The sequence below is a fragment of the Phyllobacterium brassicacearum genome (assembly GCF_003010955.1).
Lineage (GTDB): Bacteria > Pseudomonadota > Alphaproteobacteria > Rhizobiales > Rhizobiaceae > Phyllobacterium > Phyllobacterium brassicacearum.
In genome coordinates, this window is record NZ_PGGO01000009.1 from 143,330 (window position 1) to 164,144 (window position 20,815).

Here is a 20,815-nt window from a genome sequence, read left to right on the forward strand (position 1 = left end):
GGGATACGTCTCAAGTGCCTTATGCAGTCATTGGCCGAACCCAGCCACTCAACCGCTTCAAAGGAAACACACCATGACCCAAGTTGCAAAAGTACTGTACACCGGCAAGACTCACACCACTGGCGGGCGGGACGGCTCGTCCCGCAGCTCTGATGGCCGCCTCGATGTCAAGCTTTCGTCGCCTGGCACCGCGGGCAGCGGCACGAACCCCGAGCAGCTGTTTGCGGCAGGCTGGTCAGCGTGTTTCGAGGGCGCGATGGGAATTGCCGCGCGGCAGATGAAGATAACACTGCCCGAAGACGCGGCCATTGATGCCGAAGTGGATCTAGTGGCGGAAGACGGCGCCTACCGCCTCCAGGCCCGGCTCAATGTGAGCCTTCCTGGCCTGGAGCACGATGTCGCCCGTGCCCTGACGGACGCAGCACACCGGACGTGCCCGTACTCAAAGGCAACACGCGGCAACATCGATGTCGTGATCAACCTGGTTTGATCCAGTTTTCAGGGCGGTGGCGGGCCTGTCTGCCGGACAGGTCAACTATCAAGTAGAAGAGAGGTTGACCATGCGATTTGTCATCATGTCCCTGATCGGCATTGCGGTCGTTGCATCACCATGCGTCTACGACAGCGACCCGCGCGAACCATCTGCGGTCGTGGCAATGATCGCAAGTATGTCTTCGCCGAGCTCGCTGGAATTGGCGGCCGTGAACGTCCATTCCGCCAATCATGTATCCACCACAGCTCCGTAGGGCTTGAAACTGTTCAAGCGCCGAACGAAATGAGGAAGAAGAAAAATGTCGAAATATCAAAAAAAGATGGAAGCAATTTCGAGCCTGTCGCCCGAGCAATATCGTGTGACGCAGGAAAGTGGCACCGAATACCCGGGGACAGGCGAATATCTCAACAACAAGGAGCCAGGGATCTACGTCGATGTGGTCTCCGGGGAGCCGCTGTTTGCCTCCTCCGACAAATTCGACTCTGGCTCAGGCTGGCCGAGTTTCACCAAGCCGATCGAGCATGCGAACGTCAAGGAATTGCTTGATGCAAGGCACGGCACGATCAGCACGGAGGTGCGCTCTGCGGGTGGTGACAGTCATCTTGGGCACGTCTTTCCCGACGGACCCGCCGAGCGCGGCGGACTGCGCTATTGCATCAATTCTGCTTCGCTTCGATTTGTTCATCGAGACAACATGGAGGCCGAGGGATACGGTGCCTATCTGAACCAGGTGGAGAACATCAAATGACCGAAGAACGAGCAGTCCTTGCCGGTGGTTGTTTTTGGGGCATGCAAGACCTCATTCGCCGCTACGATGGCGTGGTTTCGACACGCGTCGGATACACAGGCGGCGATGTGCCAAATGCGACCTATCGCAACCACGGAACCCATGCAGAGGCCATCGAGATTATCTTTGATCCCGCCCGGATCAGCTACCGGGAGTTACTTGAGTTCTTTTTTCAGATCCACGATCCGAGCACGCGCAACCGTCAGGGCAATGACGTAGGCATGAGCTATCGCTCAGCCATCTTCTATACGAGCGAGGACCAGAGGCGGATCGCGCTAGACACGATCGCCGATGTCGATGCGTCAGGATTGTGGCCGGGCAAGGTTGTGACTGAAGTCGCGGCTGCCTCCGATTTCTGGGAAGCAGAGCCCGAGCATCAGGATTATCTGGAGCGTATTCCGGACGGCTATACCTGCCACTTCGTTCGTCCGAACTGGAAGCTTCCCGTCCGGGCAAAGTCTGCCTGATTGCCAATGCCGCCGAGAAATAAGTGAAGGGCCGATGTTTTCATCGGCCTTTTTTACGCGAGGCTGGGGTTTACGCGCATCCGGTTCAACATTTCCGCCGCCTTTGAGTATCCACCGTCTCGCCCGTCCAAAAAATGCAAATGAGATTGCGGGCTCGCTGCCGGGACCAGACATGTCATGACGGCATGAGACTGGCGATGCATGCCGTAGAAGATATCTCCACGCACGGCGGCCTCCTGCAGAATGGCTTCCGCTTTGTCTGCATGCTCCTCTGAACAGTCCAACGTCAGACGCAGGACATCATCGTACTTTTTGAAATCGGAATGCGACGCGATTTCTAACCAGCTCTCAGGATCGACGCACGTCTCCGGTTTTCGCGGTGTGGGCGGTCTCTCCGGCAAGGGGTGACCCTGGCGATCACTGGCGTCGAAAACGGCAAGGACACGCCTTGCCAGAGCTGCGAAAGTCCCGCTGCTTGTGGTTTCGCGTGGTTCGACCAGTAGCGACAAGATCATGCCGTGCTGGTTAGGAATGGGAAGCCAGTCACAGGAAAGGCCTTTCAGGTCGGGCTTCGAGGATGTCTTTGCGAGCTCGACCGAATATCGGCCTTTCTTCAGTTCGCGTTCTGCCCACCTCAGTCCGCCACCTGCAAACATCGAAAAGCTTGCACGGCTGGAGGCCGCGTCTCTTGCAACTCGCACATCGTGGCCGTTGGCGCGAATCTCACTCACCGGAAGCAAGCCCGCTCGGAGCGTCAAACCGAAGTCCGTTTTTGCCAAAGCCGCTACTTGCCTCAACGCGGAGGTCGCATGTTCCAAGCCGCCGGCTGGCAACGCAAATGCTGCCCCATCCCCGCCAAAGGTGAAGGGGAAGTCGTAGGTGCCCCATGAGTTACCGACGGCGGCTATGACCGATACGCCGGCAAAGTTGACATCCTCATAAGCGCCCCGCCTGATCGCTGATCCCGAGTCCACCACGTCTGTAATACCTATCAGCCAGTCGTCTGGGAGGGGATCGTAGGCCGAGTAGTCGAGGATGCTGGAAAAGTCGCTGTACGAGCGCGAGCGTTCCGTCAGTGTGCTGTCCATTTACGCCTCCTGATTTTCACGACCAGTCGTGTTCACTGGCCCGTTGCTGGCCGCAAAGACGTTGTACGTGTGTCTCTCGTGTGTCGTCTTCCATGCGTACTTGCGTCCTGTCGCAGGAAGCGGACGTTGAGATACGTTGGGATACAATTGGCCAGGTAGCATTAACCTCAGCCTGATTGATCAGACGCAATCGCACTTGCAGCCATTAAATGGGGCTCGTCTTGCCGGCCGACAAGGGCTTTGCGGCGCTGCCCCTACCAAGCTACTAACGAACCTCCATTTCGCCTTGCGTGCTGTGACCTTCCGTATGAGCCGTCCAAACCAATGGATGGGATGTCTGGGCCTCGCATAGCCACTAAATTTCATGTGCGAGCCGTGTCAACCGGACGCGACAGAGATGATGAATGGGGGAGTTTTCCGGTTTCTTCCAGCAGCCAACGAATTGGCAGGCGAGCATCCCACCTGTCCGGCTCCGTACCTCAAGGAGATTGCCGCATGAATGAGCGTACACCGTTTGAAACGATCGACACGTCTCGTCGTGATTTGCTTCTGCTTGGGGTTAGCGCGACGGTCTTCGCTGCGATGCCGTCAATGGCGTCCGGCGCCCAACGCGTTTCATCAACCGATTCCAGTAATCAAAGCGAAAGGACTCACGACATGGGCGTACTCAAAACCAAGGACGGTACAGACATCTACTACAAGGACTGGGGAACGGGGCAGCCGATCGTCTTTCATCACGGCTGGCCGCTCTCCGGCGACGATTGGGATACGCAGATGCTCTTCTTCCTGGACAAGGGCTACCGCGTCATCGCCCATGACCGCCGCGGACACGGACGTTCGACCCAAACAGCGACCGGCAACGACATGGACACCTATGCCGCCGATTTTGCCGAACTGGCAGCGTTCCTCGACCTGCGCGATGCCATTCATGTCGGACATTCGACAGGCGGCGGCGAAGCGGCCCGCTACGTCGCACGCCATGGCAAGGATCGCGTGGCCAAACTGGTCCTGATAGGTGCCGTTCCGCCGATCATGGTGAAAACCGCCGCAAACCCCGGCGGCTTGCCGATCGAGGTCTTGGATGGTTTGCGTGTTGAACTCGCTGCCAACCGCTCGGCGTTTTATTGGAATTTCCCCATCCCGTTCTACGGTTTCAACCGCGAAGGAATGACCGTATCCGATCCAATCCGCACGAATTGGTGGAGGCAGGGCATGATGGGAGGTGCAAAAGCGCATTACGATTGCATCAAGGCCTTTTCGGAAACGGATTTCACCGAAGACCTAAAAGCAATCGACATCCCAACGCTTGTGATGCACGGCGATGACGACCAGATTGTTCCTATCGCGGACTCCGCGCTCCTGTCGGTGAAGCTTTTGAAGAATGGGACACTGAAGGTCTATGAGACGTATCCACATGGCATGTGCACGACCCATGCCGACGTCATCAACGCCGATCTTCTAGCATTCATCAGAAGTTGAGAGTGACGTCTGCCGCGTGGTATCAAGTGTGATCCCCGATGCCAGATACCTGGACGATGCCGAATCGTTCGCGGCTGTAGCAGCGCTTTCCGTCGGGATCGAGAAGTGAAACAGGGCGCCGCCGTCTGCGTGATTGGCGGCGGCAATCGTCCCTCCATGAGCTTTGACGATTGATTGGCAGATTGCCAATCCTATGCCCAGCCCACCGTCCTTCGTCGTGAAGAATCCGTCGAAGAGCTGCTCCATGTATTCGATTGGGATGCCAGTGCCCGTATCCCTGATCGAGAAGGCAACATGATCGTTCGCATCCAGACTGGTTTCGAGATAGATCTCATGCTGCGTTTGAGGTGCCGCCTTCATTGCCTGGATGCTATTGACGATCAGGTTGACAATAATCTGCTGCAACTGAATTTGATCACCCCGGATGAATGGTAGGTTCGGTTCCAGCCTGGTCTTGAACACAACATTTTTGTCTTCGCTTTCGTGGCGAAGAAAAACCAGGCATTCACGGACGATGTCGTTCAAACCGAGCAAAGCGTAGGCCGGAGCGCGCTTGCCGGCCATATCCTGGATCCGGCCAATTATATCGCTGGCTCGCTGAGCGCTCTCGACGATACGAGACGTCAGCTGATCTCATCGATCTGCCAGACAGCGACCGGCAAACAGGAAATCAGATTCCGATAACGATGCTGGCTGGCTTCGAGCTCGATGACGGCGTTCGGAGCATTCAATATGGCGCTGACACGGACGAAGACTGTGTCAGGGCATCGTGGGTCAGCAGCCCTCCAGCCCGTCAGGACCACATGTTGCAACCGGCCGACCACTGGTATTTCTCGAGTTTCGGGCTCTGTATCGTCTTTCGCAGCTATGGCGGTAAGCAAATCGCCGAGCGCGGCGCGGCTCTGCTCTGGCCAAAGGCTGGCAACGGGTCGATCTACCACCCTTTCCCGATCGGTCGGCAGGCCGAACAAGCGTATCGCCTCGTCGCTGACGTCTGTAATCTGAACAGCAGTAAGCAGTGTGTCCAATCGATCGGGGTGCCATTCGCGAACGTTGGCATCGCTGCCCGCCTCTGCATCGAGGGACCCCAGCAAGGGTCGGGCACGTTTGAGATTGAACTGCCAGCAGGCAACGGGGCCCCCCAGAGCAGCGTTTAGGGGCGGGGAGGCAATGGAGTTGACCTGCAAGTTGATGGATGATGCGGAATACTCCACGACGTCGAAGGGATTGCCGAGGCTGTCATGTCTGACTACCAAGCGAATGTTGGCGATGATCTCATCTCCGGAATGCGAACGCCGCCGCACGGGTCCATCCCAGTGCCCAATCCTGAAGAGATTTGCCCAAAGTATTGAGCCTTCGGAATGTTCCAGCATGAGGTCGCGGAAATGCCGGCCCGGCATAGCCGCCGTCTTCCATCCGTAGTGGGTTTCGGTCGCGGCATTGCAGTATTGAATCGTACCTTCGAGATTGTAGCGAATCACACTGTTGGTCTCGTAATCTGCTAGTTCCACCTGCGACCTCCGTTCAGAAGCGATGGTCAATTGCGTTTCGAATCCATGAAGTGTGGCAACAGTGCGAAACCTGGATCAATCGTCGGTCGGGCTGTTTTCAACACCGATTGAGGGCGGAAATGATGTGCCTGTAGAGAACATCGTCGTCGATCGGCTTGCTGAGAAAGGCGACCGCCCCCGAACGAAGTGCCTTCGATCTTGCTTCGGAGTCTGACTGTGCCGAAATAAAGATCATGGGTAACCCGGGATCGAGAGCGGCCAGCGTCTGTTGCAGCTGGAGCCCAGTTATGCTTTTCATATTGAGGTCGGTGATCAGGCAATCGAACCGACCTTGGGCGTGTGCTGCGAGAAATGATTCTGGGCGCTCGAACACTCGGCACTTGAAGTCGAACACCTCGAGCAGTTCTGCCAAGGCGTCGCGGATACTCTTGTCGTCGTCGACGACTGCAATCGTGGGAACAAGGGCCAAGATAAAAACTTTCGCACAACGCACTGTCGTCACACGGTTTCAATATCTGCCGAGTCGGGCTTTCATCAAAGCCATACGAAAGTCTAGACCGGGTAACCATCACGTATGTCCGCAGGTATCGACTGCCAGGCTCGAACGAGGTGCGTGAGGAAGGGGGGTTTCATCTTTTTCATCACACTGCTTCGATGGAGTTTGACGGTGATTTCCGATATGTTCAGTTCGAACGCTATCTGTTTGCTTAAGGCGCCGCGCACGACCGCCTCCATGACTTGGCGCTCGCGAGGTGTGAGGGTGGCATAGAGTGCAACGTTGGCGTCGGTTGTAAGTTGTTCGGCTCGCTTTTCCTTATCAATTTCTATCGCTTTGCTGACAGCGTCGAGCAGCGTCTGATCGCGAACGGGCTTGGTGAGGAACTCGATCGCGCCGGCCTTCATCGCGTGCACCGTCATTGGTATGTCGCCGTAGCCGGTGAGGAAAATAATGGACGCGGAAATGCCGCTCGCAGCCAAGCGAGATTGAAATTCGAGACCGCTCACGCCCGGCATGCGAACATCAAGTATCATACAGCCCGGCCTGTCCAGTACCTCGGCATCCATGAGTGCTTGGGTCGTGGCGAACCCGGCGGCTTGAATACCAACAGATTCCAACAGCTCACAAATGGAGAGCCTCAGCGATTCGTCGTCGTCGACGACCAACACGATCGGATTTTGCTCGAAAAGTGTTTCTTTGGCAGTCACAACAGTTCCCGTCGAAATGTTCATTTCATCCATCCAATGCGTTACACGGCTTCAACTTGCCGCCCCATCAGTCGTCCGATCCGCGCCTACGGTTCCTCGAGCTGTCTTTGACTGCTGAAATGCGGGCAAGTTCCCGGTTGGTTGCCCGGTCATCCAGCCACCGACCGACATTATCTCCAAAATCCGCAGGGGCGAGAGTGCTGAAACCGATCGCCAAGTCTTGGAGGGTGGTGCGGCTCATCTCGTTGCGCATGCTTTTCTCGGCACGCAGCATGACGGCATGGACGCCGCACACTCCATTTGTGATCCAGGCGGGGGCATTGCCACCGAACAAAGCGCAATTCTTGCGGACATCCTTGCAATCAAACACGCTCTTGCGGCCATCAATCGCATCGATAACGTCAAGCACTGTGATGTCTTGCGGGGCTTTCGCAAGCCTGTAGCCACCGCTGATGCCGCTCGTCGACACGACGAGTCCCGCCTTTTCAAGCCTCGGCATGACCCTTGCCATCATGTTGATGGCACACCCTGCAGTTCGGCAAGGTCCCGACTGCTCACTGGCTTTTCACGCGGCGCGATTAGCCAGAGCATGCAGTGGATGCCGTACTCGACCGTAGCTCCATACAGACTAACTCGCCCGGCATTGCTGCTGTCGGCCGCTTCCTCGGATACGCCATCGGGACCAGTCGCGGTTTTTTTCATAACACCTCTCTTACACGTTTGTGTTATGAATTATCAAAGGTCTACAAGACCTTTGTTCGATAGGGCGCGCGCCTTGAGTATCTTGACCTCCAAGGCTCGGTGACCTCGATTGAGATTGGCCCGAGAGAAACATTGCGTGCAACGCGGCAGCGAGCTCTTGGAACGATCTCCAAATCGCTCGGTTTTTCCTATTAATTGTTTGTCCGACAGGCAGCTACCGGGTGTTGACGCCTAATTGGCCATAGAGCGATACAGCCAGTCGATGTAGCGCAGCGAACTCACACGCGCTCCCTTGAGCGGAAGCAAGGTGTCGTCGTTCAGTTCGACGCCGTAGTAGCGCGCGCTGTTGTCGGTAATGACCTGGCGCGTGTCTTCGTTTGCTGCGAGGTGGATACGAGCAATTTCATCGAGACCGAATTGCTCGTGTCCGCCGATCTCTACGGTATCGTTCCTTGCCGCCCCCATCGCCAATTCGGTTAGCATTTCGGCGACGTCATCGGCAGCTATTGGCCTTATCGATGCCGACGGGAGCCGAAAGGCATCTCCCTCTGCTCCCATCTCGACCACGCCGCTGATAAACTCGAAGAATTGCGTGGAATGGAGAATGGTGTAGGGCCTTCTCGCCGCCCGGATGAGATTTTCCTGCACCATCTTCGCGCGGAAATAATCGCTCTCAACAAGGCGAGGTGTCCCTACCACGGAAAGGGCGATGTAGTGCCTGACGCCTTCATCTGCTGAAGCGGCCAACAGATTGCGGGTGGAGGCCCTGAAAAAATCCAGGGCCGAGTCGTCACCAAACGACGCGGCGTTGGTGACGTCAATCACAACGACGGCACCCGCTATGGCTCCTCTTAGGCCTTCCCGCGTCAGACTGTTAACTCCGAGAGAAGTGGACGCGGCGACCACCTCGATATCCATCTGTCGAAGTTTCTCTACGAGGTGCGTCCCGATTCGCCCGGTCGCTCCCATAACCGTGACTTTCATCAACTTGCTCCCTCTCGAAACTGTTCTCTAGTCACGCCGACACGAAATCGACGATCAACAGTGATTCACCCCATGAAACCGCCGCACCTTCGCCTATGTGCAAAGTATCATTCCACCGGCATGACAACCGGAGCGTCCTTGGTCTTGAGCAAAACGACGATGAATTTCGCGGGTTCAGTCGTGCTCGCGTTGCGGCTGACCAGGTGAATGTCGGAAGGACTCTCGTAGAAGGTCTCTCCCGGTGACAAGGTGACTTCCTTTTCTCCCTTGACCTGCATCACGATCGAGCCCTCGAGGACATAGACGAATGCATTTGCGTCGTGCTTGTGAATTGGTGAAGAGCCTCCGCCCTCATACACCACCGATATCATCAGGCCCTCCTTGCCGGGATAATTCGGCAGGTCCATTTGCATGAGGGGTGTGACTTTTGCACCATCTTCAGCGGCAACGGCTGGCAAGGTGCCGAGCACGCAAGCTGAAGCCGAAACAAACAGCGTTAATAAAGCTGACTTCATTGTCGTAATCCTTTGGTTGTTGACTTATGTGCGTTCGAAACCTTGGGCTTTAGACAATCGCCCAAGGTTTTGTCCGATAATTGGCTTATTTCGACTGCTGGGACTGACGGAACCAATCCTCGAAGCTGATTTTGCCGAGCCGCGCACTTTCGCCGGGCACGATCGACTGATCGTTGAGCTCAGATCCGAAATAACGCGCATGGACGTCCGCTTCGACCCTCCGCAGGTCGTTGGCGGCTTTCAGATACCGGGCAATGATTTCGTTCATGGGAGCGCGCTCTGGACCCGCAATCTCGATCGTGCCGTTGAGCGGCTCCCCGAGGGCGACATCCGCCATCGCATCGGCAACGTCATCCGATGCGATGGGCTGGAAAGCTGCAGGAGAAAGGCGAGCGACGGTGCCGACGGTCGCTTCATCGGCAATGCCCTTCAGGAATTCCATGAACTGGGTGGAATGGACGATCGTGTATGGAATGGACGCTTCCTTGATGAGCCTCTCCTGGGCAAGTTTAGCCCTGAAGTAGCCATTTTCCGGCAGTCGCTCAGTTCCCACGATGGATAGGGCAATGTGGTGTTTTACCCCAGCCTTTGCTTCGGCGGCGAGCAGATTGCGGCCCGATGTTTCGAAGAATTCGAGCACAGCCTTGTCTTCCCACGAAGGCGCGTTTGCAAGGTCAATCACAACCTCGGCACCGACCAGCGCTTCCGCCAGACCTTCGCCGGTGATGGTGTTGACGCCGGTGTTTGGCGACACGGCAAGCACCTCGTGGCCTTTATTGCGCAGACGCACGGCGGTCTTGGAACCGATGAGCCCGGTTCCACCTATAATGACAATTTTCATAACCTATCTCCTCGTTGTTGGCCTTTGGGACCAAATGATTTGAGTTTTTCGACCAGACCAAACCGAAATCAGCCGCGAAAGACGTTTGGGGCTGAACGAGACGAGGTCGTGTCGTGTCTTGTCGCCTTAGCTGAGTTCAGCCTTATTAAGTCCGAACTTGGTGTTGAGACGGTTCCAGGAATTGACGACCATGATGATGAACTACTGTAACAGCAGCTCTGGCGACTGTTCTGCATAGTTGACACGCTGAGTCATTCTCGCCTCCTCATTATCGTGAATATTTCGGATCTGTTCGATCGTTTTCGACAATGACTGGAGAGACAATATCATTCTATCGTGCACGGGGTCTAACGCTCTAGTCGCCGGGTTTAGTCGACCCATCCCGAAGTTTAGGGACGGCGCGCCTGTGTCGTGGATGTCCACGAGCGTAGAATTCGTTGTCGTTTAAGTACAATCATGGATTTCCATGAGGTGCGGCAGAGGCATGGCTGGATTAAGCTGTGGTATGATTTCGCCAGCCCAGACATCGATCACGCGTGGTGTAACAAGCCTAGACGATTCCAGTGTTTGCTTTGTCGGGCAGGAGCAGCCGATTATGCCGATAGAAATCGAAGATCAAATGCCGGTCGAGGAGGCGCTGCGCGACCGGGAGCATGAGCTCTCGCAGCTCATCGACATGGTTCCGAGCCACCTGTGGCGCCTGACTCCCGACGGGGAGCCAACTTTCTTCAACAAGCGCATGGTCGATTTTCTCGGCCTGGACGTACCAGATACAGACAAGCCGGGCATGAGCCGGTTGGAGGCGGTCATTGAAACCATCCATCCGGACGACGCAGCGGAGTTCAGGGACACGCTCCATCGCTGCCTCGTCACCGGCGAACGATTCACCATGAGGTATCGTCTGCGCCGTGCCGACGGCATCTATCGCTGGATGTCGAGCCGGGCGGAGCCGATGCGCGATCACGCAGGCCGTATCGTTCATTGGTACGGCCTCTGCCAAGACATCGACGACCAGATGCACGCCGAAGAAGCGTTGCGACGGAGCCAGCAGCAGCTCCAGCAGATGATCGATGCCGTGCCGGTCCGCATCTGGAGCGTAACCTCTATGGACGGGCCGGTCTACTTCAACAAGCGATACCAAGACCATTTCCGCGAAGTTATCGCCGACTTCGACGCTATCGAGGAGCCGCGGATCGAAACATTGCTGCAAGAGCTGATTTATCCCGAAGATGCTCCCGAAGTGCAGCGAACTTTGCTGAACTGTTTCGAGTCTGGCAGCGGCGCTGTCATTCGGTTTCGGTGGCTTGAGAAAGATGACACCTATCGGTGGGCGGAGTGCAGGGTGGAACCCCGGCGTGATCAAGACGGCGCGATTGTCCAATGGTACGGCGTGTCTCTCGACATCGACGATGAGATGCGCGCACAACAGGCGCTACGCGATCGGGAGCAGGAGCTATCGCTGCTCGTGGACATGGTTCCGAGCAATCTCTGGCGCCTGACCCCCGACGGGGAGACCACCCTCGCCAACAAGCGCATGGCGGACTTTCTCGGCGTGGATCTGTCGGACAAGCGACAGCTGGATCTGACCGACCCGATCTTTCATCCGGACGATGCCGATGAGGTGGGAAACGTTCTCGGCCGTTGCCTGATCACGGGCGAGCGCTTCTCCATGAAGTATCGCCTGCGCCGTGCAGATGGCGTGTATCGCTGGATGTCGGGTCGCGCCGAGCCGCTGCGCGATCAGGACGGACGCATCGTCCAATGGTTCGGCCTTTGCCACGACATAGACGATCAAGTGCACGCCGAAGAGGCACTGCGGCGTGCTTCCGAGCAACTGGCGGGAGCTTTGAGAGGCTCTTATCGGAAGTCCGAAGGGAGAATGCAATCCAGCCTGAGACAACGGTCGAGACTTCGAACGTGTCGCTGTCAGGTGCAGTGGATACCGGCAGGTCAACGGAGAACGTTCGACCCTTGAGAACGGGAAGGAGTGGTACGGGTACTCTCTTCCTGAATTGATCGTTGCTGGTCCCTGCTCGCTTGATCGGTCGTGACATTCGCATTACCATTGTGGGGCGCTCCTGTGTGGCAGTGCGGCCCTGCTAACCCCTTAAAAACGCTAAAAGATTAGCATAGTCAATGGCGATGGGGGGAGGCTGGTGCCGCTTGCGTGACTCGAACACGCGACCCCATCATTACGAATGATGTGCTCTACCGACTGAGCTAAAGCGGCAGGGAAAGGAGCTTCCCAATCCTTGTATCGGCCATGAGAATGCGCCGACGGATGACGCGCCTGATACCTTTATTGTGCCCTGATTGCAAGCCTTGTGTTTCATTGCATTTTCTTGCCCGCAAGGTCGATTTCTGGCGATCACATGGACTAGCACGCTTGCTGGCTCCACAAACTAGAATTTTTCTATTTGGCGATAGACAAGTGCGCAGGAGCGGTTAATCTTCACCTCACCACATGAAGTCCGGAAGAGACGCATGCGTCAACGTTCTGGGAGGAACCTATGGCCAAAGTGGAACTGTTCGTGAATGGGCGTGCCGTCACTGGCGAAGCCGAAGATCGCACATTGCTTGTGCATTTCCTGCGTGAAAATCTTGGATTGACGGGCACCCATGTCGGGTGTGACACGTCACAATGTGGTGCCTGCGTGGTCCATGTCGATGGCAGGGCGGTCAAATCCTGTACAATGTTGGCTGCCCAGGCCTCCGGCTCGACGGTAATGACAATCGAAGGGCTTAGCGCCAACGGCGAACTGCATCCTCTTCAGGTCGCTTTCCGCGAAAATCATGCGCTTCAATGCGGATTCTGTACGCCCGGCATGATCATGAGCTCGGCCGACATGATCAGGCGACATCCCAATGGGCTTGATGAAGCAACCGTGCGGGCCGAGCTCGAGGGCAACATCTGCCGCTGCACCGGCTATCACAACATCGTCAAAGCCGTACTTGATGCGTCGGACAAAATGAGCAAGGCCGCTGTCAAGGCCGCCTGAACATCTGTTTTCAGTCTTGCAGCCGCGATTGCCTGAGAGGCCACTTAGCTAGGCAAAGCGCCTGTGACAGGGAGAAGTCACCATGGGTGTTGAAGGTATAGGAGCACGTGTCCTCCGCAAGGAAGATAAAAGGTTTATCACGGGCAAGGGCCGCTACACTGACGATATGGTCGTGCCTGGTATGAAGCACGCGGCGTTTGTCCGCAGCCCGCATGCGCACGCGAAGGTAACGAGTATCGATGCTGAGGCCGCCAAGAAGATGCCGGGCGTCATCGGCGTTCTGACGGGGAAAGAGCTGAAGGCCGACGGCATCGGCAATCTGATCTGCGGCTGGATGGTTCATTCGAAGGATGGCAGTCCCATGAAGATGGGCGCCTGGTCGCCGCTTGCCACAGACGCAGTGCGTTACGTCGGCGACGCGGTGGTTATTGTGGTTGCCGATACGAAGGGGCAGGCGCGCGATGCTGCCGAGGCCGTGGAGGTAACGTATGAAGAGCTGCCTGTCGTGGTGAACGCAGTCGCGGCCATGAAGCAAGGCGCGCCGCAACTCCATCCGGAAGCCTCTGGAAATCTGATTTTCGACTGGGACCTTGGTGACGAAAAGGCAACGAGTGATGCCTTCGCCAAGGCAGCTCATGTCACCAAACTTGACATCGTCAACAACCGGCTTGTTCCGAATGCCATGGAGCCGCGTGCCACGCTTGGTGTTTATGATGCCGCGGAGGACCATTTTACCTGCTGGACAACGTCACAGAATCCGCACGTTGCGCGTCTGGTGATGAGTGCATTCTACAATGTGGCGCCCGAAAACAAGCTGCGCGTCATAGCTCCGGACGTGGGTGGCGGCTTTGGGTCGAAGATTTTCATCTATCCTGAAGAGGTCATCTGCCTCTGGGCATCGAAGAAGACGGGTGTGCCGGTCAAATGGGCGGCGGATCGCAGTGAAAGCTTCCTGGCCGATGCGCATGGCCGCGACCATGCCACGCATGCGGAAATTGCCTTTGATAAGGACAACAGAATAGTTGGTCTCAAAGTGCAGACCGTGGCCAATTTTGGCGCCTACATGTCACTGTTCTCGAGTTCGGTGCCGACCTACCTCTATGCAACGCTACTTTCCGGTCAGTATGACATTCCGGCAATCCACGCCAATGTGAAGGCAGTCTACACGAATACCGCACCTGTCGACGCGTATCGTGGAGCGGGACGCCCAGAAGCCAGCTTCGTGGTAGAGCGCATAATGGAGACGGCGGCACGTGAACTGAAGGTTTCGCCAGCAGAGCTTCGCCGAAAGAATTTCATACGATCGTTCCCGCACCAGACACCCGTTATCATGACCTATGATGCGGGCGACTTCGATGCAACGCTGGACGCCGCGACAAAGGCTGCGGACTATGCGGGGTTCGAAAAGCGCCGCGATGAAGCCGCCAAGCGAGGCAAGCTGCGCGGTATCGGCATGAGCTGCTACATCGAGGCCTGCGGTATTGCCCCCTCGGCGGCGGTTGGTTCGCTGGGCGCGGGCGTCGGATTGTGGGAAAGCGCCGAAGTTCGGGTCAATGCGGTCGGCACGATAGAAATTCTCACTGGCTCCCACTCGCACGGACAAGGCCATGAGACGACCTTTGCCCAGTTGGCAGCCGAACGGTTTGGCGTTCCGATCGACAGCGTTTCGATCGTCCATGGTGATACCGATAAGGTGCAGATGGGAATGGGCACGTATGGTTCACGCTCAGGCGCCGTGGGCATGTCCGCCATCGTCAAGGCTCTGGACAAGGTGGAAGCAAAAGCGAAGAAGATCGCCGCCCACCTTCTTGAGGCGGACGAGGCCGACATCGAGATCAAGAATGGCGACGTCAAAGTAGCGGGCACGGACAAATCGCTGCCTTGGTTCCAGGTGGCACTCGCTGCCTACACCGCCCATAACCTCCCCTCCGGGATGGAGCCGGGGCTGAAAGAGGGGGCTTTTTATGATCCCTCCAATTTCACCTTCCCAGGTGGTTGCCACATTTGCGAGGTGGAGATAGATCCCGACACGGGGACAACGGAAATCGTCCAGTTTGTCGCCGCCGATGATTTCGGCAAGATCATCAATCCGATGATCGTTGAAGGTCAGGTGCATGGCGGCCTTGCACAGGGTATTGGCCAGGCCCTGCTCGAAGGCACCCATTACGACGATAGCGGCCAACTGCTAACGGCAAGCTATATGGACTACACGATGCCGCGGGCACAGAACCTGCCGTCCTTCAATGTCATGACGACGGAAACCGTATGCCCGTCCAATCCGCTTGGCATCAAGGGCTGTGGCGAGGCCGGAGCGATTGGCTCGCCGCCCGCGGTGATCAATGCAATCACCGATGCGATCCACAACAACGATCTGACCATGCCGGCGACACCGCAAATCGTGTGGGCCGCCATCCAGGCTGTAAAGTAAGGGGAAGCGCCATGTATGAGACACAGTATCATCGCGCCACCTCCGTCGAAGGAGCCGCAAGGCTGATGGGCGAGGCGGAGGACGGCAAGTATCTGGCCGGTGGCATGACCCTGATCCCGACCATGAAGCAGCGCCTGGCCTCGCCCAGTGATCTTATCGATCTGAGACGGATTGAAGCGCTGAAAGGCATCAAGATCGACGGCCGCAAGGTACGAATCGGGGCGGTCACGACACACTATGATGTTTCGGTCAATGAGGAACTCGCAAAGATCTGCCCGGCAATCACCAATCTTGCCAGCCACATTGGCGACCCGCAGGTACGGAACATGGGCACGATCGGCGGCTCGATCGCCAACAATGATCCAGCTGCCGACTATCCGTCTGCCATGTTGGCGCTTGACGCTACCATCATCACCAATCAGCGGTCTGTCCCTGCATCGGCGTTCTTTACCGGCCTGTTTGAGACGGCGCTCGAACCGGACGAGATCATCACGGCAGTGGAATTCACCACCCCGGACAAAGCCGCTTACAAGAAATTCCCGAACCCTGCATCGCTTTATGCCATGGCAGGCGTTTTTGTCGCCAGATCGGGCGATCGGGTCCGGGTGGCGGTCACCGGCGCTGGCGAAAACGGCGTCTACCGGCTCAAGGATGCTGAGACGGCTTTGGCCAGCAGTTTCGGCCCCTCGGCACTGGATACGCTCTCGGTCAATCCGGATGGACTATTATCCGATCTGCACGCAACCGCTGAATATCGTGCCAACCTTGTAAAAGTGATGGCGAAACGTGCGGTGGCGGAGATCGCCAACCGACCGATGTGAAATCAGTTGGCGGCGATCTGCATTCGCGAATTTAAGCAATCGCGAATTTAAGCGGCGCAGAGAGCCGCTTTCGCCGCGTGATATTCCTGTTCAAGCCGTGCAACCAGATCGCCGGCAGGAAGAACTTCCTTAATTGCTGCAATGCCCTGACCACATCCCCAAATGTCTTTCCAGGCCTTGGCGCCCGTTGTCGCGGCCTCAAAATCCATCTTCGATGGATCGGCTTCCGGCAAGTGATCCGGATCCATACCTGCATTGGTGATGGATGGTTTCAGGTAGTTGCCATGGATTCCGGTGAAGTAGTTAGAGTAGACGATGTCCGACGAAGTGGAACCGACGATCATCTGCTTATAGCCATCGACGGCGCGCGCCTCGTTGGTTGCGATGAAAGGCGAGCCGATATAGGCGAGGTCCGCGCCCATGGCTTGTGCCCCCAAGATAGCGCGGCCGGTGGCGATCGCTCCGGAGAGCAGCAGCGGGCCATCGAACCATTCGCGGATTTCCTGGACAAGGGCGAACGGCGAAAGCGGTCCGGCATGACCACCGGCGCCTGCCGCAACCGCTATCAACCCATCCGCGCCTTTGCGGATCGCGGAATTCGCGTGGCGGTTGTTGATGATGTCATGAAGGACGATGCCTCCATAGGAATGGATCGCCTCGTTGACCTCGGGAACCGCGCCCAAAGACGAGATAACGATAGGAACCTTGTACTTAACGCACATCATCAGGTCATGTTCGAGCCGCTTGTTGGAGCGATGCACGATCTGGTTGACAGCGAAGGGGGCAGCCGGACGACCGGGATTTTTCTCGTCGTGGTTGCGCAATTCTTCGGTGATCTCAGCCAGCCACTCGTCCAGCTGCGCCTCGGGGCGGGCATTCAACGCCGGAAATGATCCGACCACACCGGCCTTGCACTGGGCGAGCACCAGTGGCGGATGCGAAACGATGAACAGCGGTGCTCCGACAACCGGAATGCGCAGCTTGGTTTTCAAAATGTCCGGCAAGGCCATGTGCATCTCCCAATGCGATCGATTTTGACGTTTGCGTAAACGTAACTCCTTTTAGCAGACCTCTGGCATTGAGCAAGCTAAAGCTGATCTACTCCTGATGATAATGCGCAACCGCCAATGGAAAAAACGGTACCATTTCGGTCATTTCCTGTACGAGTTTCGCGGAAACGTGTTCCATTTTTGAAAGAATGCGTTCGAGAATTGTTCCCTGTTTGGCTCACAATATCCAAGATCGCAGGCTACAACTTTCAATTCAAAACCGGTGATCGGGATTGCGGACAGCGAGCGCAATTGCATCCGCCACTTCCACTTCCCTGTCGCGCAATATGCTGGTGGCGACACGAATGTGATTAATGGGCCGGACCGAACATTTCTCTCCGGCGAGCACGGCAATGCGGCGCGCCGCAAGTGTCACCAGCGCGAACTGTTCCGATTCGACCGGGACCCACAGTACGAGGCCGTCCCCGCCTGAAAGTTGGACGTTCCGTTCGCCGAGTGCCCGCATCAGCCCGTCCCGCCGCTCCTTATAGATGGTTCGAGCGCGTACCATGCTCTTCGTCGTTTCTTCATCGTTGAGCAGCCAGGCGACTGCGGACTGCAAGGCGCGGCTCGTCCAACCTGCACTAAAGCTGCGGTAGGACTGAATCTGTTCGACGATACGTGCCGAGCTGGACAATACGGCGAGCCTCAAGTCAGGACCAAGGCTCTTGGAATAGGAAACGATGTGGATAACCCGATCAGGGAAGTAGTTGCCAAGCGACGCCGGCGCCAGGGCGGAAACATCGCCCACGCCATCGTCCTCTATGATGAGTGCATCGCTGTCTTTCAGGATAGCGGCAAGTTCGCTGAAGCGAGCGTTGCTCACACTGCCTCCCGTGACGCAATGGGTGCGCGGTTGAAACAGGAATGCGGCTGGCTTCTTTTGCAACGCGGCTGCGAGTGACTCCGGTAGGGGCCCGTCGGCATCGCATTGAACGGGAAGAATATGCACGCCAAGGTCTTCAAGGATATCGAGCAACCGCATGGCAGTCGGATCTTCGATGGCAATGAAGGATCCCGGCATGATGAGCGCATGCAGCAGCGCATAGACCGCATTGTATCCGCCATTGGTGGCGAGAAAGGCTTCGGGCTTGTACGGCCACCGCGGCTCGACCGTCGCTTGCAAATCCGGCAGGATCCGGACGCGCCGGTAGCTGTTGAGATTTTCTGCTGAAGCGCCATGCCTTAGCGCCTCGCCAAGCGGTGGCAGCAGATCCACATCTGGAACGGCCATGGACAGGTCGAGAACCTCATCGCCATAGTCGCCAGCACTCGCGAGCCGGGCCGGGCGCGGCGCGATCCGGTCGCCGCTCACCCATGTCCCGTTGCGTCCACGGCCGGTGATGATCTTCTGCCGCCGCAACTCACTCCATGCTTCCGAGACGGTAGCGGGGCTGATACCGAGCGTGAAGGCCAGGTCGCGGATCGCCGGCAATTTCGTGCCGACAGGAATGGCGCCGGCACGGATGAGCGCGCATGTCTCGATGGCGATGCCGCGCATCGTCCGGTCGCTTAGTTTCTCTGCAAACCATTGAACCGAAGCAATCTCATTCATCATTCGACCTCATTTTTAAATGTTCAGTAACGTAATATCAATTGATCAGTCAAGAATGAACATTTAGCTTCCAATTGGAAAATGCATACCAGCGAGGAAAAATCTTGCGCATCACTGTTCGATTGGCCGTCCGCGATTGGGATTATTTGACGCCGCTGGCGCTTGGCGATGTCACTTCCGAGAGGTTGGATCTGAAGATAGACCGGGTTGGCACACTCGTTTCAAATTTGGGCACCGATCCGCAATATGATGCTGCGGAAATTTCCTTCAGCCGCTATGCCGGAGGCCGGGCAAAGGGCGACGCGGATGTGCTTGGCATCCCCAATTTCGTCATGCGGGGGTTTCGGCATCGCTGCATCGTCACCGCCAAGGACAGCCCGATTACTCGGCTCGAACAATTGGCAGGCAAGAAAATCGGCGTGACGGGATGGCGCGACTCCGGCAATACTTGGACGCGGACTGCGCTTGCTCATGCAGGTGTGGGTATTGAAGATGCGTTCTGGTTTGCGGGCAGGTTGACCGAGGCGCATCCAATTGTCGACCGGCTTGATGGATTTGGCCGGCCCGGACGCATTGAGGCCGCGCCCGGCGAGCGGCCGATGATGGAGCTGTTGGAAACCGGCGAGCTCGACGCTGTATTCACGCCGTTCATGCCCGATAGCTTTTTCGGCGCCAATTCGAAATTCCGCCATGTGCTGCCCGATTTCCGCGCTGAAGAACTCGCCTACTTCCGCGACGTGGGGTACGTGCCGGGCATGCATCTGCTTGGCCTCAAGGCTTCGTTTGCCGCCGAGCATCCATGGCTTGCCCAAGAACTGAGCGATCTTCTCGATGAATCGCAGCGCGTCTGGCTCAACAAGCGCCGCAAATATGCCGACACAACGCCGTGGATCATCGAGGAGCTCGGCCGTGTCGCGCGTGATCTTCCCGCGGTCTGGAACGAGAGCGGTTTTGCCGCCAATGAACACATGATCGCCGATTTTGCCGAACAACTGCATCTGCAAGGACTGACACCGATGTTGCTTACTCCAACCGATCTCTTCCCCCATGAAATGGGAGCATCCTCCAAATCCGGTCGCGTGGGAGTTCCGGCATGAAGGTCGCTCTTGGGCAATTCGCGGTTAGCAAGAACTGGCAGGAAAATGCCGATATCTGTGTAAAGCTGATCAAGCAGGCACACGAAGGCGGCGCCGATCTGCTTGTCTTGCCCGAGGGTATTCTTGCGCGCGATATCACTGATCCGGACATCGTGCTGAAGACCGCGCAGCCACTTGACGGGCCATTCATGGCACAGCTGCTGGCTGAAAGCCGCAAGAGCAATCTGACCATCATGATGTGCGTTCACGTCCCGACCGGCGGCCAGCGCGTCTTCAACAATCTCGTCACGATTCGTGGCGGAGAGGTCATCTCGCAGTATCTGAAATTGCACCTTTACGATGCCTTTGCTGCCAAGGAGTCGACGAATGTGCAGCCTGGAACCACCATTCCCGAACTGATCGAAGTGGCAGGCCTGAAGCTCGGGTTGATGACCTGTTACGATTTGCGCTTTCCGGAACTTGCACGCCGCCACGCTGTTGATGGTGCTGATGTGCTGATCCTGCCCGCTGCATGGGTCAAGGGGCCAGGCAAGGAGGCGCACTGGGAGGTGCTTGTCACAGCGAGAGCGCTGGAGAACACCTGCTATATCGTTGCTGTCGGAGAATGCGGCGAACGCAATATCGGTGCCAGCATGGTCGTCGATCCGCTTGGCGTTGCTGTGGTTCGTGCCGGTGAAGCGCCGGCGTTGATCTTTGCCGTGATAGAGCCCAAACGCATCAGCCATGCCCGATCCGTGCTGCCGGTCCTGGCAAACCGGCGTTTCGCACGACCCGAACTCGCCTGACCAACCCA

22 protein-coding genes, 1 tRNA gene and 1 pseudogene are annotated in these 20,815 nt (G+C 57.0%); 11 read left to right on the forward strand and 13 right to left on the reverse strand.

Annotation, left to right across the window (positions count from 1 at the left end):
• The first annotated feature begins 73 nt into the window (after positions 1 to 73).
• The 4 genes from CU102_RS13955 (at position 74) to msrA (ending at position 1,747) form a co-directional block, all read left to right on the forward strand.
• Positions 74 to 490 (forward strand): organic hydroperoxide resistance protein, encoded by a 417-nt coding sequence (locus CU102_RS13955; protein ID WP_106711703.1) that lies wholly within the window; start codon positions 74 to 76, stop codon positions 488 to 490.
• 70 nt (positions 491 to 560) lie between these two features.
• Complete coding sequence (locus tag CU102_RS13960) at positions 561 to 746, forward strand: hypothetical protein (protein WP_133624517.1); 186 nt, start codon at positions 561 to 563, stop codon at positions 744 to 746.
• A gap of 45 nt (positions 747 to 791) precedes the next feature.
• On the forward strand, positions 792 to 1,241 hold the full coding sequence (msrB, locus tag CU102_RS13965) for a peptide-methionine (R)-S-oxide reductase MsrB (RefSeq protein WP_106711705.1): 450 nt from the start codon (positions 792 to 794) through the stop codon (positions 1,239 to 1,241).
• A complete protein-coding gene (msrA, locus tag CU102_RS13970; protein WP_106711706.1) occupies positions 1,238 to 1,747 on the forward strand; it encodes a peptide-methionine (S)-S-oxide reductase MsrA in 510 nt (169 codons plus the stop codon). Before msrB ends, msrA begins: the two co-directional genes overlap by 4 nt.
• Before the next feature lie 53 nt (positions 1,748 to 1,800).
• On the opposite strand, the gene CU102_RS13975 is transcribed toward msrA, so the two are convergent.
• Positions 1,801 to 2,835, reverse strand: coding sequence for a DUF3095 family protein (locus CU102_RS13975; RefSeq protein ID WP_106711707.1), 1,035 nt, complete (start codon positions 2,833 to 2,835; stop codon positions 1,801 to 1,803).
• Between the two features lie 657 nt (positions 2,836 to 3,492).
• Between CU102_RS13975 and CU102_RS13980 the strand changes: the two genes are divergently transcribed.
• Positions 3,493 to 4,314, forward strand: a complete 822-nt coding sequence (locus tag CU102_RS13980; protein WP_245425343.1) for an alpha/beta fold hydrolase — start codon at positions 3,493 to 3,495, stop codon at positions 4,312 to 4,314.
• Here the strand turns inward: CU102_RS13980 and CU102_RS13985 are convergent.
• The 9 genes from CU102_RS13985 to CU102_RS14020 form a co-directional block, all read right to left on the reverse strand.
• Positions 4,294 to 4,878 (reverse strand): sensor histidine kinase, encoded by a 585-nt coding sequence (locus CU102_RS13985; protein WP_106711708.1) that lies wholly within the window; start codon positions 4,876 to 4,878, stop codon positions 4,294 to 4,296. The genes CU102_RS13980 and CU102_RS13985 overlap by 21 nt on opposite strands.
• A gap of 59 nt (positions 4,879 to 4,937) precedes the next feature.
• Positions 4,938 to 5,825 (reverse strand): PAS domain-containing protein, encoded by an 888-nt coding sequence (locus CU102_RS13990; RefSeq protein ID WP_106711709.1) that lies wholly within the window; start codon positions 5,823 to 5,825, stop codon positions 4,938 to 4,940.
• A gap of 97 nt (positions 5,826 to 5,922) precedes the next feature.
• Positions 5,923 to 6,294, reverse strand: a complete 372-nt coding sequence (locus CU102_RS13995; protein ID WP_166648404.1) for a response regulator transcription factor — start codon at positions 6,292 to 6,294, stop codon at positions 5,923 to 5,925.
• An 83-nt stretch (positions 6,295 to 6,377) separates the two neighbouring features.
• Complete coding sequence (locus CU102_RS14000; RefSeq protein WP_106711784.1) at positions 6,378 to 7,055, reverse strand: response regulator transcription factor; 678 nt, start codon at positions 7,053 to 7,055, stop codon at positions 6,378 to 6,380.
• 43 nt (positions 7,056 to 7,098) lie between these two features.
• Complete coding sequence (locus tag CU102_RS14005) at positions 7,099 to 7,545, reverse strand: RrF2 family transcriptional regulator (RefSeq protein ID WP_245425330.1); 447 nt, start codon at positions 7,543 to 7,545, stop codon at positions 7,099 to 7,101.
• Positions 7,542 to 7,733, reverse strand: a complete 192-nt coding sequence (locus CU102_RS30380) for a hypothetical protein (protein WP_245425331.1) — start codon at positions 7,731 to 7,733, stop codon at positions 7,542 to 7,544. Before CU102_RS30380 ends, CU102_RS14005 begins: the two co-directional genes overlap by 4 nt.
• Positions 7,734 to 7,964: 231 nt before the next feature.
• Positions 7,965 to 8,717 (reverse strand): SDR family oxidoreductase, encoded by a 753-nt coding sequence (locus CU102_RS14010; RefSeq protein ID WP_106711711.1) that lies wholly within the window; start codon positions 8,715 to 8,717, stop codon positions 7,965 to 7,967.
• A 107-nt stretch (positions 8,718 to 8,824) separates the two neighbouring features.
• Entirely contained in the window at positions 8,825 to 9,232 is a 408-nt protein-coding gene (locus tag CU102_RS14015) for a cupin domain-containing protein (protein ID WP_106711712.1), read from the reverse strand.
• Positions 9,233 to 9,317: 85 nt separating this feature from the next.
• Complete coding sequence (locus CU102_RS14020; protein ID WP_106711713.1) at positions 9,318 to 10,073, reverse strand: SDR family oxidoreductase; 756 nt, start codon at positions 10,071 to 10,073, stop codon at positions 9,318 to 9,320.
• A 631-nt stretch (positions 10,074 to 10,704) separates the two neighbouring features.
• On the opposite strand from CU102_RS14020, the pseudogene CU102_RS14030 reads away from it, so the two are divergent.
• A pseudogene (locus CU102_RS14030) lies at positions 10,705 to 11,913 on the forward strand (PAS domain-containing protein); the annotation flags it as partial.
• Between the two features lie 314 nt (positions 11,914 to 12,227).
• Here the strand turns inward: CU102_RS14030 and CU102_RS14035 are convergent.
• A tRNA-Thr gene (locus CU102_RS14035) sits at positions 12,228 to 12,303 on the reverse strand.
• Between the two features lie 280 nt (positions 12,304 to 12,583).
• On the opposite strand from CU102_RS14035, the gene CU102_RS14040 reads away from it, so the two are divergent.
• The 3 genes from CU102_RS14040 (at position 12,584) to CU102_RS14050 (ending at position 16,321) form a co-directional block, all read left to right on the forward strand.
• Positions 12,584 to 13,072: a (2Fe-2S)-binding protein gene (locus tag CU102_RS14040; protein WP_106711716.1), complete on the forward strand. Its 489-nt coding sequence runs from the start codon at positions 12,584 to 12,586 to the stop codon at positions 13,070 to 13,072.
• 82 nt (positions 13,073 to 13,154) lie between these two features.
• A complete protein-coding gene (locus CU102_RS14045) occupies positions 13,155 to 15,500 on the forward strand; it encodes a xanthine dehydrogenase family protein molybdopterin-binding subunit (RefSeq protein ID WP_106711717.1) in 2,346 nt (781 codons plus the stop codon).
• Between the two features lie 11 nt (positions 15,501 to 15,511).
• Positions 15,512 to 16,321 carry an FAD binding domain-containing protein gene (locus tag CU102_RS14050; RefSeq protein ID WP_106711718.1) on the forward strand — a complete coding sequence of 270 codons (810 nt, stop codon included), beginning with the start codon at positions 15,512 to 15,514 and terminating at the stop codon, positions 16,319 to 16,321.
• Positions 16,322 to 16,368: 47 nt separating this feature from the next.
• Here CU102_RS14050 and CU102_RS14055 read toward each other — a convergent pair whose 3' ends face one another.
• Both CU102_RS14055 and CU102_RS14060 read right to left on the reverse strand, forming a co-directional pair.
• Complete coding sequence (locus CU102_RS14055; protein WP_106711719.1) at positions 16,369 to 17,331, reverse strand: NAD(P)H-dependent flavin oxidoreductase; 963 nt, start codon at positions 17,329 to 17,331, stop codon at positions 16,369 to 16,371.
• A gap of 253 nt (positions 17,332 to 17,584) precedes the next feature.
• Positions 17,585 to 18,925 (reverse strand): aminotransferase-like domain-containing protein, encoded by a 1,341-nt coding sequence (locus CU102_RS14060; RefSeq protein WP_106711785.1) that lies wholly within the window; start codon positions 18,923 to 18,925, stop codon positions 17,585 to 17,587.
• Between the two features lie 104 nt (positions 18,926 to 19,029).
• Here CU102_RS14060 and CU102_RS14065 point away from each other — a divergent pair, with 104 nt between their 5' ends.
• Both CU102_RS14065 and CU102_RS14070 read left to right on the forward strand, forming a co-directional pair.
• Positions 19,030 to 20,022, forward strand: coding sequence for a substrate-binding domain-containing protein (locus CU102_RS14065; protein WP_106711786.1), 993 nt, complete (start codon positions 19,030 to 19,032; stop codon positions 20,020 to 20,022).
• A complete protein-coding gene (locus CU102_RS14070; RefSeq protein ID WP_106711720.1) occupies positions 20,019 to 20,807 on the forward strand; it encodes a deaminated glutathione amidase in 789 nt (262 codons plus the stop codon). Before CU102_RS14065 ends, CU102_RS14070 begins: the two co-directional genes overlap by 4 nt.
• Positions 20,808 to 20,815: the final 8 nt, after the last annotated feature.